The sequence below is a fragment of the Bacteroides stercorirosoris genome (assembly GCF_900142015.1).
In the GTDB taxonomy this organism is placed as follows: domain Bacteria; phylum Bacteroidota; class Bacteroidia; order Bacteroidales; family Bacteroidaceae; genus Bacteroides; species Bacteroides stercorirosoris.
Window position 1 is genome coordinate 141490 of the sequence record NZ_FQZN01000002.1, and the last position, 18833, is coordinate 160322.

The following is an 18833-nucleotide window of genomic DNA, read 5'->3' on the forward strand; positions in this document are numbered from 1 at the left end:
GATGTACTATTTTATAATTTGTTCAATTCTTCTTTTATCACATCCGCACCGGGGAAACCGGTAACTTTGTATGCAATATTTCCTTCCCGATCCACTATGAAATAAGTAGGTATTCCGGGGTATTCATACAGTTTTCCCATAGCGGAACTCTGTTTATTGGTAATCCGGTAGTGTATACCATGAATATCAGGTATCGTGATTTTCCACTTTCCTTCGGGCGAAGATTCATCCGCCACATAAACATACACCACATCCTTCAATTCTTCCTTAACCGGCTGTAAGCTCTTCATTGCCCTTATACAGGGGCCACACCAAGTATTCCACATATCTATCAATACCACTTTCCCACGATACGAGCGGGTGATAGTAGCTATAAGGTTCTCTGCCGTAACTGCGGTATCCAGCTGGCAAATGGTATAACCGGTTTTCTTTGCACTTTCCGCAAGCAAATCTACTATTTTTTGGTTCCGGATGTTCAAAGCTTTTTTTATTTCCGGTTCGACAATGCTATCCAAAGTCAACAATTGCTCCTCGCTCAGCGGCTTCACCCGGGCAAGAGCATCCCCTAAAGGTTTTGCACGCAAAACATCCTCCCAGATAGGTTCCGGTTCAAACTTTCCTTTGAAATCTCCGGTAGCCACACGAACAAAGTCCGGATAACTGCCATAACGGATATTAGGTGAATGAATAAAATCCAATTTCAGGATTTCATCATAATAGTTTTCATCCACTGTCATATCTGCCCGCTTCACCCCTTTCTTTCCGCTAATCATCGGGGCATAACTGATATTGCCTTTATATCCCTTAATGGCAAAGAAATACGACATTTCCAGTTTAGTTATCAGGAAAGTATGCGCAGCATCGCTCAACGACTTATTCCTTAATATGTCCTCACGATATTTTTCGTAAATCTTAGTCACATACTTCTTATACTGGTTAGGAGTGACTCCACAGATATTTTCATAGAAATTATCGGCACTGTAGACATTCATCAGTGAGCCATATTTAGCCAGTTCCGTATTCAATCCGGCATAAGTCCCTTCAAACCAGACAAGTTGTCCATTCTCTTTCTTTTTGAACAGACGTGTCTCCGACCAAAAAATCGCCGGTAAATTCAAAGTCACTACAAGTTCACCACCCGGGACAAGAAATAATTCAAAACGCTTTTTTCCGACCCGCAAAGTTGCATCACCGGGCAACATCAGATTAGTCTCATAGCGAAAACTACCGTCTTCCGCTATTGGGATTGATTGTCCGAATATGTCAAAGAACAACCAGTCCGTACAATTAAAATTCAAAGTGGTTCCATATCCTGGATTATATCCTAATATCTGCCCGCGTATCACCGTCTTTCCATTTTTCAATTCAGGTTCAGGCAAAGGCAGGGAGTAATCCAACTGCTGTTTCAGGAGCCTCTCAGGTATTCCTATCTCAGGTTTCTTCCCGTCCAGACGTACCCCATATATGCACCAGCCCTTGTCATCATTGTCCGGCATTTCCATGAAATCAAAACTTTCCGCATCCATAGGAAGCGGTTCAAATTTCAGCGTCACGGCCAACTCACCCGAAGCCGGCACTCGTGTCCATAATCCTTCAGAGAAGCCATCGCCACCTAAATATGCATACCTTTTTCCGGCAACCTGCAAAACCGTTGTCGAATCTATTCTCACATCATCGCCCGAGATCGTATATATTTTGGCATCCACCCACGTCGTATCCTTCCCCAACGTCACTTTCTCTATTTCAAGCTGACTGCCACTGGTTGCCATGAAATAAGGAGCTTTCACTGTTCTCTTTGCCTGTAAACCTACGCAAACAGCCACCAGAACGAAACAAGTTATTGCAATGTTTTTCATAATCCCCGGCATTTAAAGTTTTTATTTTGTTCCTTTCTCCACTTCAGCAATCAGTTGTTTCAGGTCATCCAGCGAGATATCCTCTTCCTTCACCAACGACGACACTGCGCTAAGGTAAGAGTTATTAAAATATTTGCTGATCACCTTCTTCAAGGTCCCTTTACTGAAGTCTTCCTTATTCACCACTGCATAATACTGATAGGTGTTACCATACGTCTTATGAGCCAGGAAACCTTTATCCTCCAGACCTCTCACAATCGTAGACAAAGTATTGAAATGTGGCTTCGGTTCTTCATAGAAAGCCAGCATCTCCTTCACAAACAACGGACCTTTCTCCCAGAAAAATCCCATGATTTCTTCTTCTTTCGCAGTCAATCCTTTCATAGTTCTTATTTGTTTTCTGCAAATAACTAAAATATTTAGTTTATAAACTAATTTTTCTCGTTAAATAAGGCTAACACACAAAATACCTACAAATAGCGATTGCTACTTTCAGGAAAAATCCGTTCCTTTGCGCACGAATAAACTTAAGAAAGAAAGGATAATCTGCAATGAATGAACCGCATAAGTATCGCGCCACAGACAAAATGAGCGACCTTATCTGTGATAACTACTCCTTATTAATGGTTATGAGCCGTTTTGGCCTCTCCCTGGGTTTTGGAGATAAAAGCGTGAAGGACGTTTGTGAAGCTCAAGGCGTAGACTACCGCACCTTTCTCGCAGTAGCCAATTTCATCAGTGAAGAACAGTATGCTTATACTTATAGTGAAGATGAAGACGCTTTTTCCATCCCTGCACTCATGGACTATCTGAAACAGGCACACACCTATTTTCTCGATTTCAAGTTGCCGGTCATTCGCCGTAAACTTATCGAGTCCATCGACTGCTCAGGCACCGACAACATAGCCTATCTTATTTTGAAATTCTTCGATGAATATGCCAAAGAGGTACACCGTCATATGGAGTATGAAAACGAAGCTGTATTCACTTATGTAGAAAAACTGCTGGAAGGCAAGCTTGCCGAAAATTATGACATAGCAACCTTTGCCAGTAAACATAATCAGATAGAGACCAAATTGACAGAGCTGAAAAATATCATCATTAAATATTATCCGGAAAAAGAGAATAACAACAAGCTCAACGCTGTTCTTTTCGATATCTTCAATTGCGAACATGACCTTGCTTCACACTGTCAGGTAGAAGACTACATGTTTGTTCCTGCTGTGGCACAATTGGAAAGGAGATTGAAAAATGAACAATAATGCTTCTTCTATAAAAATTGCAGTTGCGGAGACTTCAGTTATTATTCGTAGTGGGCTTACAGCAGTACTAAAGCGTTTGCCCAACCTGAACGTACACCCGATAGAAATCTCTTCCCCGGAATCTCTGCAGAGTTACATCCACCTGAACACGCCGGATATTCTCATTGTCAATCCAACCTTCGGCGGTTGGTTTGACATTGCTACATTCAAAATAGAAAACGGAAAGGTAGAAACTAAATATCTGGCACTTGTATGCTCGGTCATCGACAATAATTCACTAAAAGAGTACGATGACCACCTCTCTATCTGCGATGATACAGAAATAATCTCCACTAAAATAAACCAATTGCTTTGCACCGACGAAGAAGAAGAGAAAGAAAACGAGCAGGAAACACTCAGCCAGCGTGAAAAAGAAATAATAACCTGCGTTGTGAAAGGCATGACCAATAAAGCCATCGCCGACCAACTTTACCTCTCCATCCACACCGTTATCACCCACCGTAGGAACATCGCCCGTAAACTGCAAATACATTCTCCGGCAGGTCTCACCATTTACGCTATTGTGAATAAGCTGGTGGAATTGCAGGATATCAAGGATAATCTATAAAAAGAGGGTACATTAACGGATACTGATTATCAACCTTTTACAAGAAGTTAACTTCCTACCAACAAGGAGTTAACTTCTTGTTGACAAACTCCTAACTTCTTGTCAACAAGGTATTGATACTTTGACATTACGACCGATTATACTACTTCTATATAGGCTTGTCAGTTTGATAAAATCGTCAGTCTGTTGACGATTTTTCTACTAAATTCGTCAATTAGAAGATTATTTGCATTTTGTCATGCCACACACAGAAATGGGGCAGCGAATTTAAATTTGGCAAGGTATTAAACGAAAAAATTCCCGTTCTTTCACGATATCGCATCGGGGAAGACGGGAAGCTTTTTCCTTAATAAAAGTTGTTACGTAATTATGACTAACTAATTCATTAAATCTGATGATGCAAAAGTAGGGCATTTGCGGAGATACCACAATCCCTAAAACAAGGTATAATGAAAGATATTAATAGCCATAATTAGGTATTTACCGGACAGAAGGCCTTATTTTCTAATGACAATATAGAGACCATAGCCTTATCTATACTTGAAAGCCAATATATAATATCCAATCAGCACTATTGCCAACAGACAACCGACACCGGCAGTGAACATATCACACAATCCTTGTGGAATGCCATATTCTTCTTCCACCTTATTGAATACAAGAACAAGGAAAAGCAGAACTATAAAGACATTCAGTACCCGGGCAAAACGGATCGCCAAGAAAAACTGTGTCACCACATTATGTTTGGTAATGCGTACCGGAAAATGCACAAAGCGGATAGGCAAGTAGGCTGTAGCGCCTATGGCAAGAAGACTAAAAGTGCCCAGTCCGGCAGAAAGAAGTGAAAAATTCACCGTTACTCTGTCATCCACATGGAGATAAACCCATATCGCACACACCCACGCAACAATTGCCAGCAAAGCAGCAACACCTTCCATTATACGATCCACAGCAGTAGGATGAATACGGATATCAGAAAATTCTCTGGCTGAATAAGGTCCAAGATTTAACATAAGACTATGAATTATGAATTATAAATTACGTTTCAGTTTCTTGAGGCGAAGGAGGATTTTTAGTTTTCTTCATCCGCCCGCTTTTCCTCAACGCTTCAGCGATGATCCACTGAAGCTGTCCGTTAGTACTGCGGAACTCATCGGCTGCCCACTTCTCAAGGGCATCCATAGTCGCAGCATCTACGCGTAGGACAAAGCTTTTGGTTGAAGTTTCTTTTTTAGCCACGATTCTATTTTATAATTTAATGATTTACAAATTAAGTTTGAATTTATATTACAACAAACTCCCGTTGCGAATAAATGATGCAATATCATCCATCACATAACCGGCTACGGGCGACTCACGCTCATACTCGAACGGGGTAGCCTTACCACTGCCCTCCTGCAACATGTGATTAAGCTTGGGGTAAGACTTAAAGAATGCATTCTTATTACGCAGTAACCCAAAACGCCATAATCCAAAATCTTCCATAGTGACCTGATAATCACGTTCGCCTTGCAATATAAGCATGGGCAAGGTAAGCTTGGCAGCTACTTCCACAGGTTTATAGGCGTTGGCTAATTCCCAGTAAGAACGAGGAATATCCAGCAACAAAGGAATCTTATCATCAAATTCCGGTGTACCCAGTTTCTTGGTATTATCCGCCTGCTTCTTTATTTCTGCAATCTGTTTCTTAGCATTGTCGGAAGAATCCTTTAGAGAAGATATATAAGTCATTTGTTCGACAATAGCATCTTCAAACGGGCGGGCCAAAGCAGCAACAAGAATAATACCCGCCAATCCGTCAGTCCGTTCTGCTATGCGCGGAGCAAGTGTGGCACCCAAACTATGCCCTAATACATAAATACTGTCCGCATCAATCTCCGGCAACGTCTTTGCCCAAGCAGCAATGGCTACAGCATCATCGACACTTTCGGTATCATAATCCATCTCCCGACCTTCGGGCACACAAGCCGCACCATAAACTTTTGTACGTTTCTCATAGCGTACCGTCGCAATGCCACGGTCCGCCAGTGCCCAAGCCAAATCACGGAAAGGCTTATTGGGACCGACAGTTTCATCACGATCCTGCGAACCGGAACCATGCACAAGAATGACCACGGGTACTTTCTTTTTTCCTACAGGTAACGTCAGGGTTCCGGGTAGTTTGAACCCGTCAGCACCGACTGTTATATCCCGTTCAAGCATCTTTTCCTTATTATAAGCCACCGGCTGCGCAGTAGAAGCAGCAGGCACAGGCATCAAACGAATTGTATTCATTCCACCGTCAGCATCAAATGATAACAAAAGCCGAAGACTGTAACGCTCAAACTTCAAATCGGAATAATAGAGTGTGATGCCTTGCGCACTCTCTTTCTGCCACTCGCCTTTAGACTGGAGTTTGCCGAATTGCTTTTCCGACTGTCTGAACATATCCTTGAAAACCTCCGGAGATAATTTCTCCTGCAACTCTTTGGACAACAGTGCATGAATACTGTCGCCTTGGTCTGCAATAAACAATTCGTATACATGCCTGGCACGGTCCATATTTACATCTTGCGCAAAAACCGCCACCACATGCCCCAGCAGTAAGCCGAGCACTAATGCCCACTTATATAGAAAAGAAAAGTTCATATTATTCTGATTAATGATTTAATGTACCTGCATTAATAACCGGCTGTGCAGCTTCATCAGCACAAAGCACCACCAATAAGTTGCTGACCATAGCCGCCTTTTTTTCTTCGTCCAGTTCAACAATCTCCTCTTCAGAAAGTTTATGCAAAGCCATTTTTACCATAGAAACAGCACCTTCCACAATCTTTTCACGGGCAGTGATAATGGCCGAAGCTTGTTGACGGCGAAGCATCACCGCTGCAATTTCGGGTGCATAAGCCAGATAATTGATACGCGCTTCCACTACCTCCATACCTGCCATGGCAAGACGCTCATTCAGCTTCTGTTCCAGTTGTTCATTGATTTCCTCACCGCCGGAACGAAGTGTCAGTTCTTCAGTATCTGCTTCATTATCATCATAGGCATATTGTCCTGCTACCTGGCGCAATGCCGCATCGCTCTGTATCTTTACAAAATTTTCAAAAGCATTCATCCGGCTGGCAACAGCATTGCCTATAGTAATCTGGTTGGCATTTCCCGTTGTGTGAGCCGAAGAAGCCATCGTCTGTGAATCAATCTCAAACATAGCCTTATAAGTGTCTTTGAGTTTCCACACCAACACCAAACCAATCAGAATCGGATTGCCGATCTTATCGTTCACCTTGATAGGTTCTACATCCAGATTACGTGCACGAAGAGAAAGTTTTTTCTTATCCAAAAACGGATTTACCCAAAAGAAACCCGTTTCCTTAAATGTGCCCTTGTATTTACCAAAGAAAACCATAGCCCGGGCTTCATTGGGTTCCAATTGCATATATCCGGCAAACATAACCAGCCAGACAAGACAGAGAATACCTGCCACAACTGCCGTCGGGACACAGGTGACAAAACCAAAATAAATAAGCGCAGGCAACACAATAAGATGAATAAATAAGCCTAAGAAGCCATTCATCTTAAAACCACTGAAATTCTTTTCTTTAGTTTCCATACTTAATAGATTTAATTGATATCATTTTGATATCACAAATCTATCATAAATCTCAAGAATTTTGATAATAGCGACAGCTATTTTAAATAAGATTAAGAAAAACATTAGTTTTTTCGTATCTTTGTTCCATACAAATTAAATCATTAACCCCAAAAAACACACCAATATACACATGAACACTAAGTCTAAAATCATTCTATCACTTTGTATAGTATTACTATTTCCAATTATGCTTTGCGCACAACCCATATGCCAAATACAGCATTTCTCAATATACAATGGACTGGTACAAAGAACGGTTACAGATATCGTGCAAGATTCCAAAGGTTTCATTTGGTTTGCTACATGGAACGGATTGAATAAGTTCGATGGCTATACTTTTAAAAACTACAAAGCATACCCTGGAGACGGATGTACGCTTACCAGCAACCGCATACTGAAAATCATCCCCAACCAGTATAATAATATATGGTGTCAAACTTATGACGGCCGGGTATATTTGTTCGACAGTCAACACGAAAAATTTGTTGATATCCTCCAGCCTATCGAGAAAAAGGAAAAAAAATCATTTGTAGTACAGAAAATCTATACTCTTCCCAAAGGTGTCAGTTGGGTTGTATGCAAAAAAGGAGCTTTTCGAATAGACGAACGGATGCTTAAAAATGGAGATAAAGGCAGTATTACATACTATAGCCCGACTGTTAATAATTTGCCAGGTAAAAAAGTAACGAACGTCCAGCAAGATAGCAGTGGAGACGAATGGATATTTACGAATAAAGGAGTCTGCATAATCGGTCAAAAAGCTTTATCTGATACCACCAAATTTACAAGTCTTTGCGAGAACCATGAAAAAATATATCTGATATCCACTGATCGTTTAGCAATTTACGATCAGCAAAACGGACAACTCCGGAATGAAATAATACCTTCCATCTCCGGTCAGTTAAACTGTATACAAAGCTTGGGTAAAGATACTATAGGGGTGGGTACTGACAATGGTATCATGCTTTTCTTTGCACAAACCAAACAATTCAAGTTTATAGATACGCTGACTAAAACTTCTTCAAACACTGTGAGAATATTCAAGGATAGTTATAATGAATTATGGATATTCAATCGTGAACGTGGAGTCACACGATATAATCTAATAACCGGCGAAAAGCAACACTATGAAACTCCACCGCAAAACATGCCAAAAGCTGAATTAAAAAGCCGTGATGTGATTTTTGAGGACAATCAAGGTACATTATGGATAGTGCCACACTTGGGATGTTTGAGTTATTATGACCGGGAAAGCAAAGAGCTCAAGCCCTATTACACCGACTACAGCAAGCCCGAATCTAAATTTACTCCTGTCATCACCAACTTTTATCTGGACAATCAAAAAAACCTATGGTTTACCAATAACTTTTGGATGGACAAAGTTTCATTCTTTCCCAATGCCAGCCAGCTAACAATATTTGATAATGGCCATGAAACCCGTGCCCTCCTGACCGACAAGCAAAAAAATCTATGGACAGCAAATAAAAAAGGTTTTATCCGAATTTTCAATCCGGACAGATCCCTCAAAGGCTATCTGACACCAGATGGAAAAATCAGTAAGCAAGCCGTATCGTTTTCCAAAAACATCTATTGCTTCATGGAAGATGAGCAAGGAGATATCTGGTTAGGCAGCAAATGGGACGGCATCTTTCGACTGAGAAAAAAGGGAAACGGAGATTTCCAGATACAAGAATACGCCCATAATGAAAATGACCCTTACAGTTTAAGCAACAACAGTGTTTATTGCATTTATCAGGACTGCAAAAAACGTATTTGGATAGCAACACACGGTGGAGGCCTAAACCTGCTTCAGGAAACACCGGAAGGAAAAACCCGTTTCTTGCATAGCGGCAATTTGCTGAAAGATTATTCACAAGACAAATTCACCAAAGTACGCATCATCAAAGAGGTTGGCAACACAATACTTGTCGGCACAACAGAAGGACTAATTACTTTTGGCTGTGACTTCAAACGACCGGAAGATATCAAATTCCACTCCAATGTACGTGTACCTGACACAGCATCCAGCCTGAGCAGTAACGATGTTATTTATATTTACACGGATAGCCAGAAAAATACGTACGTACTTACATTCACAGGCGGAATCAATCAGATCATTTCAGATAATCTGCAAACTGATCATATCCAATTTAAAACCTATACAAAGCAAAACGGATTGATATCTGACCTCGTTCTGTCAATGATTGAAGACTATCAAAATAATTTATGGATTATATCAGAGAACACAATAGCCAAATTTGCTCCTGAGAGCGGCACTTTCGACCACTACAACGAGAAATACCTCCAAAAGGAAATATATTTTAGCGAAGCTTCGCCTGTCATCATGCAAGACCAGTTGATATTGGGCACAGATGCAGGTCTTTTAAGAATCAACCCCAAGTTACTCAGCAAAAGCGCTTATTCCCCTCCTATCGTTTTCACCGGGCTGAAAATACAAGGAACGAAACTAAACATCGACATTGATGACTTAAAAGAACTAAGTCTGAAACCCGATGAACGAAATGTCTCTTTCCAGTTTGCCGCATTAGACTATATTGAGCCGGCCTCCATCAATTATGCCTACCGCCTGAAAGGATTGGAAGAAAAATGGAACGAGGTAGACAACAGCCGTACAGCCAGTTACATTAATCTTTCACCAGGAGAATATGAACTTCAGATACGTTCGACCAATAGCGACGGGGTATGGACAGATAACGTGCGGAAACTTTCAGTTATTGTCATACCTACTTTTTGGGAAACGCATTGGGCTTTGTTACTTTATACAATTCTATTCATTATATTCACAGGAACTATTATGTATATCATATTTTATATATACAAATTACGCCACCAGATATACCTCGAACAGCAATTAGCAAATATAAAACTACGTTTCTTCACGGATATATCCCATGAGTTACGTACCCCATTAACTCTCATTTCAAGTCCGGTGGGTGAAGTTTTGGAGAATGAAAAGATATCTCATAATGCCCGCAAACTTCTTACGGTGGTACACTCCAATACGGAGCGTATGCTGCGGCTCGTCAATCAAATACTTGATTTCCGCAAAATAGAAAATAAGAAGATGAAACTATTGCTGGAAAAGACAGAGGTTATCGGTCTATTACGAAAAGTGATGGACAACTTCAAAATTATGGCTGAAGAAAAGAATATCAACTTTCGCCTGCAAACCGATCAAGAATGCCTCTATAGCTGGATTGACCAAGACAAACTTGAGAAGATTGTTTTCAATTTACTGTCCAATGCGTTCAAGTACACCCCTGACAACAAGTCTATCACGGTATACGTTTCCACAAACGAAAATAGACTGGTAATATCTGTTAAAGACGAAGGTATCGGAATCGACGCCAAGAAGCAGCAATCCTTATTCCAGCGTTTTGAGACACTGGTGAATAATAATATTCTGCAACCTTCTTCCGGCATTGGTCTGTCATTAGTCAAAGAAATGATTGAATTGCACCAAGGTAGCATCCAAGTAAATACCGCAACCGGAATAGGCAGTGAATTCATCGTTTCATTACCGCTTGACCAGAAAAGTTATGAAAAGAAAGAGAATACAGAATTCATTCTGAATGATGTTCCGCCCACAGACAATCAGAAGCCAGCCTCCCAACCTGTTGATGAAAGAAAGAATGTAGAAAAGACAGAAGATATCCCCTCTCCTACCGATAACCACACGGATGAAGAGTTAATTTCGGTACTGATTGTGGAAGACAATATCGAACTGAGGGACTTCCTGAACAATATTTTATCGGGAACCTATAAAGTCATTGAAGCCACTAACGGGCAAGAAGGACTGGAACAGGCCTTGTCTCATGTACCGGACTTTATCATCAGCGATATCATGATGCCGGTCATGGACGGGCTGGATATGGTAAAAGCAATCAAAGAGCACCGGGATATTTGCCACATTCCCATTATCCTGCTTTCATCCAAATCTTCTTTGGACGACCGGATTTCGGGCCTGGAACAAGGCATCGACGATTATATTACGAAGCCTTTCAGTTCCACTTACCTAAAGATACGTATCAGATCATTGCTGCAACAGCGCAAACAATTGCAAGAACTTTATCTGAAACAATGGTCGGAAAAGGAAAAAGCTTCCCCCATACCTTTTATGGAAATAACACCGGAAAAACCGCAAATAATTCCTTTTGACGAGCTATTCATGAAACAGGTAATGGAAATAATGCATAATCAGATGGACAATTCAGAACTGACTGTCGACGAATTTACCCAGAAACTGGGCATGGGACGCACAGTATTCTACCAAAAACTAAAAAGCATTGTAGGCCTTTCACCCGTCGATTTTATTCGTGAGATGCGCATTAAGCGCGCCATGCAATTGCTTGAAACCGGAGAATACAATGTTTCTACAATAGCTTACATGACAGGCTTCAATGACCCGAAATATTTCAGTAAATGCTTTAAGAAGAAATATGGAGTAAGTCCTTCGGAATTCCAGAACCAATAGATGTCTATTTTATGTTTAGCCTTACCAAAATATATTTGATTTTTCATACCTTTGCACTAAGATCGACTATAGCTATATTGCTCTGAGCCATTTATGCAGACTATAAAAAATCATACTATAACAATAATTGTATTGTCTCTTTGGGTGGTGTTGGGTGAACTGTCCTCACAACCGGAAATAAAAAGAGTGCATTACACAAGGCAAGATGGATTGCCTGGTAATGCTATCTCGGATATATTATCAGATAGTCGCGGCTATATGTGGGGTTCCACCTGGGAAGGGCTAAGCCGTTTTGACGGATTTGATTTTGTGAATTATAAAACCGGGGCCGATAGCAACATCCCATACCTTCACAATCGGATTGACCGTATTTATGAAGACAAATCCGGTAATATATGGATGATGATGTAAGACGGGAAGTTTTTCCGCTTAAACCGCCGGACAGACAAGTTTGAAAGTTTGATAAATCATTTTCCAAATAGCATAGAGGCACGCATAGGAATCCGGCAGAACTGCAAGAAGTTATGGACAAACCTTGGCTCAGAAAACATATAACCACCGGACATGGCCCGCTTTGTGCTGCCTACCCTCAAGATTATACCAGCGAAGGAGATACACCTTCTTATATGCCGCTCATCAATAATGGTTTGGAACAGCATACTGATTACACTCTTGGCGGATGGGGCGGACGCCCGGTTTACGTATCCGGAAACCATCTGCAAGATGGGAATGACTATAACAAAAGCGGAACGCCTGATTCGCATTACACCTTCCAACGCTGGCTTATTGCCGCACAGAATGATTGGGCGGCGCGTGCTGACTGGTGTGTAGCTGATGAGTTTTCAAAAGCGAATCATAATCCTATAGCTTGGATAGAGGGAGCATCTATCCGTACAGTGAGTGCAGGAGAAAAAATAACGTTGAATGCATCCGGCTCTTCCGACCCAGATAACAATTCATTGTCTCACCATTGGTGGCAATACCGGGAAGCCGGAACCGCAACAAGCAAAATTGATTTTAAGGTTAAAACGAATGGCAAGAAATGTACATTTACAATCCCTAATGAACCCGGAAAACAACTGCATGTGATTCTTGAGGTTACCGATAATGGAATTCCAGAGCTGAAATCATACAAACGGGTTATTTTTAATATAAAATAAATGATGCGAATCAGAAGTTGAATAGAGAGACATGAACCTACCCAAGGTGTATGTAAAAAAGCTACGCCGGGAAACAGAACGTCCCGCCTGCTTTAGCACAATTACTTATAGCTTGTAGCCCGTAGTTCGTAATTTTATTCCTTTCTGATGGGTTTTGATGCACCACAGATTACACCGATTTACACAGATTAGGGAAGATATCTCTGATTATTAATAAATTAAATCTGTGCTAATCTGTGTAATCTGTGGTGAAATAATTCATTTCTTATCAGATTGGCGCTAAATATCATTCTGACATTTTGCATTATCAACCTTCCGAGAATCGTTCCTTTACGTCCGTGAGTGCGTTGCAAAGGAAATACGGGAAGAAAAAAACGCATTCTACTGTCCAACAGACAAATATAGAAATATGTACAATTATTCTACAGCAAACAACAAGCAATGTGCCGCACCGGAACAAGCAATGTGCCGGGAATTAAGATACTATCTGCCGGACATTAACAAGCAATGTGCAAGAGCTCTATCTCCAATGTGCCGGACATATAGATCCTGCGCGTTGGAAATAGAGAACTGAGCTACAGGATATATAGATCCTGCGGCTCAACTCTGCATATTCTGCAAGAGAAATGTGAATATACTGCATTTATATGCGGTTATCCGCTTGGAAAGTCTCCTATTTTATACTTCCCGGAGAGAGCGGCTGTCAGTTTATAATCCATTTCGCTGACTCTTTGCCGTCATATTTCCGATTTCTCAATCACTTCGTTTTCTTACCGAAACGAATCTTTCGTTCACGCGGTGAATCAGCATTCCTCCCCCGCGTAGTTTGCTGCAAAAACTTCAATGATACCGGTACAAACAGACAGGCAATCATAGTATTTTACCCGGTTCATTCAGTATCTTGATAATAGGTTCAACCGGGTGTTAACGTATACCAGCAAGCCTGTCCACCTTGGCTAACAGGCTCGTCAAGCTCCGTTGACAAGCCTGTTAACCAAGGTCAACACCCGATTCTTCCTAAGCGAGAATGGCATATTCATTAGTCCCGGACAAAACAATGCCTCATGCAAGACAAATGAATGCCTTATAATTAAGGCAAGCAGCAGTGAGAGCAAACCCGTTGCTATCACTCTTTTTTCTGCTCTCACTCACTATTAAATCCTTTGTTATTAATGATTTACCCTTAAAAGTGAGGGTAGTGAGAGCAAAATGGGAGAAACTTTTAGTTGAAGACTCAAACCACTTAAAGGATGTGGATCCTACAAAGAGGCATTTTTTCTTTTGCTATAATAGAAAAAAACAGAAGAAGAGAATATAAAGCTCATAAGTTGCTATATACATAATACATAAAGGGCGTTCCTCCGAATGGAACGCCCTTCCTGCAAAGAATGTCTAACAAAACCTCACGGCCTCATAGCGACATATATATTCTATTGAAAACCCATCATAGCATTATTTTCTCCAACGCGAGTCGCCAATACCCAGTTTATAAATCTGAGAATTAAGCACCTTGTCGTTTTTATTATAGAAAAGATTAGCACCATGTTCGCCACCTGTACCATCGAGCGCATCTGCACGGTGCATAAATTGATCGCTATCACTCTTGGCTTTGTGCGGAGGATTGGGACTTGTCATCAATTCTAAAGGTGAAATATCATCTGTAACAACCTCCAAAGTTCCATTCAGCGTAGCAGAACCGTTATTTACCAAAGTACCAAAGTTATTCTTGGTGGCAGTCCATGCATTCGTACTGAATATCTGTCCGTTAGTCAAGAATGTATTAGTTGAATAGTTGTTCTCAAAATTCAATGTAACATGTCCATTCGTACCGTCCGGCATGGTCATTGTTTTACGGATATCAGCACCACCCATTGTCATCTTACGTGTATCACCATCCTGCTTTGTCAAGACAATCAAGTTATTTTTAACAGTAAATGTACTTCCATCAGGAATATTACGCATATTGAAAATGTTTCCGGCAGCACGAGTATTCCAGTTAACCAAAGTGTTGTTCGAGAACGTTATATTCCATGCTCCACTCTTCCAAGCACTCTGTTTGGTTTCATTAAAGAATGACGGGAACGGGCAATCAAAGAATGTATTATTACGAACCACAAAATTCTTGTAAAGGTTAGAGTTTGCATTGTTACCCGAACCGGCCACCCAGTTATAACCTCCGGCACCATTGCTGTAGTAACCACAATCAAAGAATTGGCAATCTTCAATCAATACATTATCCCAGATCTTGTAGTTTGAACCTTGTTCACGGATAAAGCCACGAACCATACGTTTGAAAGTACAATTCTTAATTACAAAATTCTCCAAATGCACCGCCATGCCATTAGGGTACATGTTAATAAAGTAGTTACCAGTAGCACCACCTACACCAGCTTCTTGATCTCCATAAGTACGCGCCAGAGGACAATCAAAGTCTATATCGTGGAACTCAAGCATCTTCATATAGATTTCACCACCTTCACCGGATTGTGGCTGACGACCAAACATCAAGTTCATAGAATTGACATTCGCACCGGTCACACTCATACCACCAAGCAAAACTTTGGCACGTTTTCCAGCAGCAACATCCTCCGGTCGCGTGCGCAGAACAAAACCTTTACACGTTGTCAGGTTGCGATACATGCAGTATGTTTTTCCACCTTCAAGATAGAATTCCTGCCCTTCCGCAAAGTTCACGTCTGAAATAAAATCGGTCAGAATATCATCAATCTGCATAGCATTATATTTTGATATCGCAGCCTCATGCGAGCTCACCACTGCGGCATAGTTTTCGTCTGTCTCATCATCCAATTTTGCAGGAGGAGCGGTCGCTAATTTGTGTTCGATAAGCACAGGTTCACCCGGTTCACCGTCCGAACGAGCAGAACAGGTGTTGTAATAGGAATCCCATTTTATCTTCACATTTTCATTACGGACGTTAATCACATAAACAGAATTCTTTTGAAGACCATCAATATCCACATAGCCTCTATTGAAATCTTCTTCAGTCAACTTATATTTCTTCCATTTATCACCAACAGTCGACGTCGGGTTGTTAGGCGAAGCCTCAACTTCCAGCCATTGGTAAACGAAGTTATCGCCATTCATCTCAAATCTTTCACGATAGACGACTTTGTCTTCATCCGAAACACCTTCGATGACATCATTGAAATTACGTTTCAACATTACGCGCATAGTGGTTTCCGTAGTTTTGGAAGCATCCACATACACACAGAACGGAGTAGCGTAACGGTCAGCTGTAGTTATACCCAACCATTCCGCCCACTGTCTGCCATCACCATGTCCATACCATTTGGAAGCATGGGAAAAATCAGTCACATTATCATCCTTTTTTGAAAGTACGCGGATGGCGAAACGGAAGTCAGTAGAATACTGCTGATCTTTGATTACCAAGTCAAGCACATCCGGTCCTACAATCGTATCTAATAGCAAAAGGCCTTTTTCAGCCGATGATCCCCATGCCTCAGCTCCACCTGACACGTTCGGTTGAAGCGCCTGGCGAATCTGGTAACCGGCACAGTCATCCACACCATACCAATAGAGATGGATATCATTGCCATTCACTCCTTCATTTTTGCAATTGTAGGGATAATCATCCCCCTTGCCTCTATTGTTATCGCAGATGAACATCGTCATCCATTCCCTGTTTGTCCCCGCTACAGAATCCTCATCATCACTACATGAGCTGAACGAAAATCCTGACAACAACATCAGAGCATATAAAAAATATTTTTTCATAAGTCAGTTCCTTTCTTATAATTATTTGTAACCATAATAGTTCTTGTATGCACCTGCCGAACGCAGGATAGCCGAATTAGGATAAGGCAAAATGTAGCGTACAACAGGCAAAGCACTAACTTCCGGAATAGTCTCGCCAAGTGGAACCTCAGCACCATTTCTCACTAATACAATCACACCGCTATCGTTACGACGAACATAGCCAAAAAACGAATATTTGCATTGATTAGTCGGCTCAGAGTCACTTTGCCACTGATAGAAATTTGCCGTTTCCCATGTTTTTCCTTCGATACCCGCAGAAGCAGTCGCTGGCTTAGACTTGCTTTCGTAAGGATTATAAATATAGAGCATGTCGAGCGTTTTATTAGGATAAGGATAACCGTAAACGTCCTCCGCCTCTACTTTCCACTCTGCATTTTGAGGCAGGACATGGTAATACATTTCTTCAGGCAAATTATCCAAATAGTCACTGCCATCATGCGCGGCAATGTCATCTTCAAAACCTGTGCTCAGGCCTGCATTCCCCAACGCAGTCGCCAAATAACGAAGAAAGCTATACAGCACTTCACGCCCGTAAAGGTTATTGCGGACAAGATCACGCCAACGCATATTCTCGCCGGCAAATTCCCATTTGCGTTCATCGAGCACAGCTTTTAAGAATGCATCTTTAGAAGAAGCCGCATTGGCTATGTATGTATCAACAGCACCTTGGTTATCAAACGCACGAACGCGGACTTTACGGAGCGATTCTTGCGCTTCACTTGTGGGACCTTCCAACTCATTTACCGCTTCCGCATGCATCAACAGCACGTCAGCTAAACGCATGTACGGATAATTAATACCTGTACTACCACTACTCAAATTGGTAAACTGCCCGGCATTAGACCATAGTTTCGACCATTTATTATTGTGTACGGTATAATCGGCACGGATTAAACAAGAATCTTGCGTTGCATTTCCTGAAGAGTTACCGTAGTACCAGAGTCCATTAATAAAATCACGGCGTTTGTCGTTCTCGTCGAATGAGTAGCGATAGAAAGCACTTAAACGACCGTTACCGCTTGATGCTCCCCAAACGTTTTTTCCCAAAGTCAGTCCTTCGTTAGCCGTCGACGTAGGTCCCTGAATATATCCGGTATTACCCGTAGACTCTTTTGCAAAAGGAATCTCAAAGATAGGATCACCGTTGGCTATCAATTCAAAATTACTTTCCTTTATAAATACATCTTGATAGGAATTTCCCAAGACATGCGAACTGTGACTGATGACTGAGTCAGCATAAGTTTTCGTGATACGATAGTATTTTTGATAATCCTGCGGACGCTTCATCACACCATAACTGGCACCATTACCCTCTTCCGGATGAAGAGAATATCCTCCTGCAGTCAAAGCGATACGGGCTATCAATGCCCAAGCGAACTCTTTAGACGCACGCTCTACCGTTGTATTGGAAGAAGAACTCATCATTGGAGCAATAGCTTTCAAATCCTCAATCAATTGGTTCTGGATCTCTTCACGTTTAACTACAGGAATCACATAGCCATCACCCAACTGTGCAGCTGCCGTAAAGGTGAAAGGAATATCACCAAACATCACTACCAAGTCATGATAAACCATAGCACGAAGACATTTAGCCTCACCGATCATTTGCATAAATTCAGCATCGTCCTCATCGTAGAGCGGGCTGGTTTCCATACCGTACAGAAATCGATTGGCATCTTCGATAGCTTTGTAAGCCGCTTTCCAGAATTTGTCGATTTCACCGCCTTGATCATCACAATCAAAACGCGCATAGCTATTGTGAGAGGCTGTATTACTGCTATTTACTTGCATATCGACATCGCTATTGAGAATAAAGGTTCTCTGATAAGCATTACCATAGAGATCGCCTACCAATATAGAAGCGTAAACGCCATTCAACGCACGATTTATCTCCGTCTTTTGACTAAATACGAAGTCCTCGCTATAGCTTGACGGAGCCTCCACATCGAGAAAGTCGTTGCACGATGCCAAAGTTATGGCAGCCAAGCCTGTTAATAGGATATTTCTTAATTTCATTT

General features: G+C 41.4%; 12 protein-coding genes and 1 pseudogene. 5 read left to right on the forward strand and 8 right to left on the reverse strand.

Features of this window, described 5'->3' with window-relative positions:
- Positions 1 to 11: 11 nt before the first annotated feature.
- Entirely contained in the window at positions 12 to 1856 is a 1845-nt protein-coding gene (locus tag BUC01_RS02150) for a TlpA family protein disulfide reductase (RefSeq protein WP_073312661.1), read from the reverse strand.
- Positions 1857 to 1877: 21 nt separating this feature from the next.
- A complete protein-coding gene (locus BUC01_RS02155; protein WP_025830901.1) occupies positions 1878 to 2240 on the reverse strand; it encodes a BlaI/MecI/CopY family transcriptional regulator in 363 nt (120 codons plus the stop codon).
- 167 nt (positions 2241 to 2407) lie between these two features.
- Here BUC01_RS02155 and BUC01_RS02160 point away from each other — a divergent pair, with 167 nt between their 5' ends.
- The gene (locus tag BUC01_RS02160; protein ID WP_073312577.1) at positions 2408 to 3118 is read left to right on the forward strand and encodes a hemerythrin domain-containing protein; all 711 of its coding nucleotides are present in this window, start codon (positions 2408 to 2410) and stop codon (positions 3116 to 3118) included.
- On the forward strand, positions 3108 to 3725 hold the full coding sequence (locus tag BUC01_RS02165) for a response regulator transcription factor (RefSeq protein ID WP_025830900.1): 618 nt from the start codon (positions 3108 to 3110) through the stop codon (positions 3723 to 3725). Before BUC01_RS02160 ends, BUC01_RS02165 begins: the two co-directional genes overlap by 11 nt.
- A gap of 530 nt (positions 3726 to 4255) precedes the next feature.
- On the opposite strand, the gene BUC01_RS02170 is transcribed toward BUC01_RS02165, so the two are convergent.
- The 4 genes from BUC01_RS02170 to BUC01_RS02185 are packed head-to-tail and all read right to left on the reverse strand — an operon-like array spanning position 4256 to position 7320.
- Positions 4256 to 4738: a hypothetical protein gene (locus tag BUC01_RS02170; protein ID WP_025830899.1), complete on the reverse strand. Its 483-nt coding sequence runs from the start codon at positions 4736 to 4738 to the stop codon at positions 4256 to 4258.
- A gap of 25 nt (positions 4739 to 4763) precedes the next feature.
- Complete coding sequence (locus BUC01_RS02175; protein ID WP_025830898.1) at positions 4764 to 4964, reverse strand: type II toxin-antitoxin system antitoxin; 201 nt, start codon at positions 4962 to 4964, stop codon at positions 4764 to 4766.
- A gap of 48 nt (positions 4965 to 5012) precedes the next feature.
- The gene (locus BUC01_RS02180; RefSeq protein WP_025830897.1) at positions 5013 to 6353 is read right to left on the reverse strand and encodes an alpha/beta hydrolase; all 1341 of its coding nucleotides are present in this window, start codon (positions 6351 to 6353) and stop codon (positions 5013 to 5015) included.
- Positions 6354 to 6363: 10 nt separating this feature from the next.
- The gene (locus BUC01_RS02185; protein ID WP_073312579.1) at positions 6364 to 7320 is read right to left on the reverse strand and encodes an SPFH domain-containing protein; all 957 of its coding nucleotides are present in this window, start codon (positions 7318 to 7320) and stop codon (positions 6364 to 6366) included.
- 172 nt (positions 7321 to 7492) lie between these two features.
- Between BUC01_RS02185 and BUC01_RS02190 the strand changes: the two genes are divergently transcribed.
- The 3 genes and pseudogenes from BUC01_RS02190 to BUC01_RS02200 all read left to right on the forward strand — a co-directional run.
- Entirely contained in the window at positions 7493 to 11857 is a 4365-nt protein-coding gene (locus BUC01_RS02190) for a hybrid sensor histidine kinase/response regulator transcription factor (protein ID WP_073312581.1), read from the forward strand.
- A gap of 93 nt (positions 11858 to 11950) precedes the next feature.
- Positions 11951 to 12268, forward strand: a complete 318-nt coding sequence (locus BUC01_RS02195; RefSeq protein ID WP_139261785.1) for a two-component regulator propeller domain-containing protein — start codon at positions 11951 to 11953, stop codon at positions 12266 to 12268.
- Between the two features lie 86 nt (positions 12269 to 12354).
- Positions 12355 to 13017 (forward strand): annotated as a pseudogene (locus BUC01_RS02200) (nucleoside hydrolase-like domain-containing protein); the annotation flags it as partial.
- Between the two features lie 1452 nt (positions 13018 to 14469).
- Here the strand turns inward: BUC01_RS02200 and BUC01_RS02205 are convergent.
- Both BUC01_RS02205 and BUC01_RS02210 read right to left on the reverse strand, forming a co-directional pair.
- Positions 14470 to 16773, reverse strand: a complete 2304-nt coding sequence (locus BUC01_RS02205; protein ID WP_025830894.1) for a hypothetical protein — start codon at positions 16771 to 16773, stop codon at positions 14470 to 14472.
- Between the two features lie 21 nt (positions 16774 to 16794).
- Positions 16795 to 18831, reverse strand: coding sequence for a RagB/SusD family nutrient uptake outer membrane protein (locus tag BUC01_RS02210; RefSeq protein WP_025830893.1), 2037 nt, complete (start codon positions 18829 to 18831; stop codon positions 16795 to 16797).
- Between the last annotated feature and the right edge of the window lie 2 nt (positions 18832 to 18833).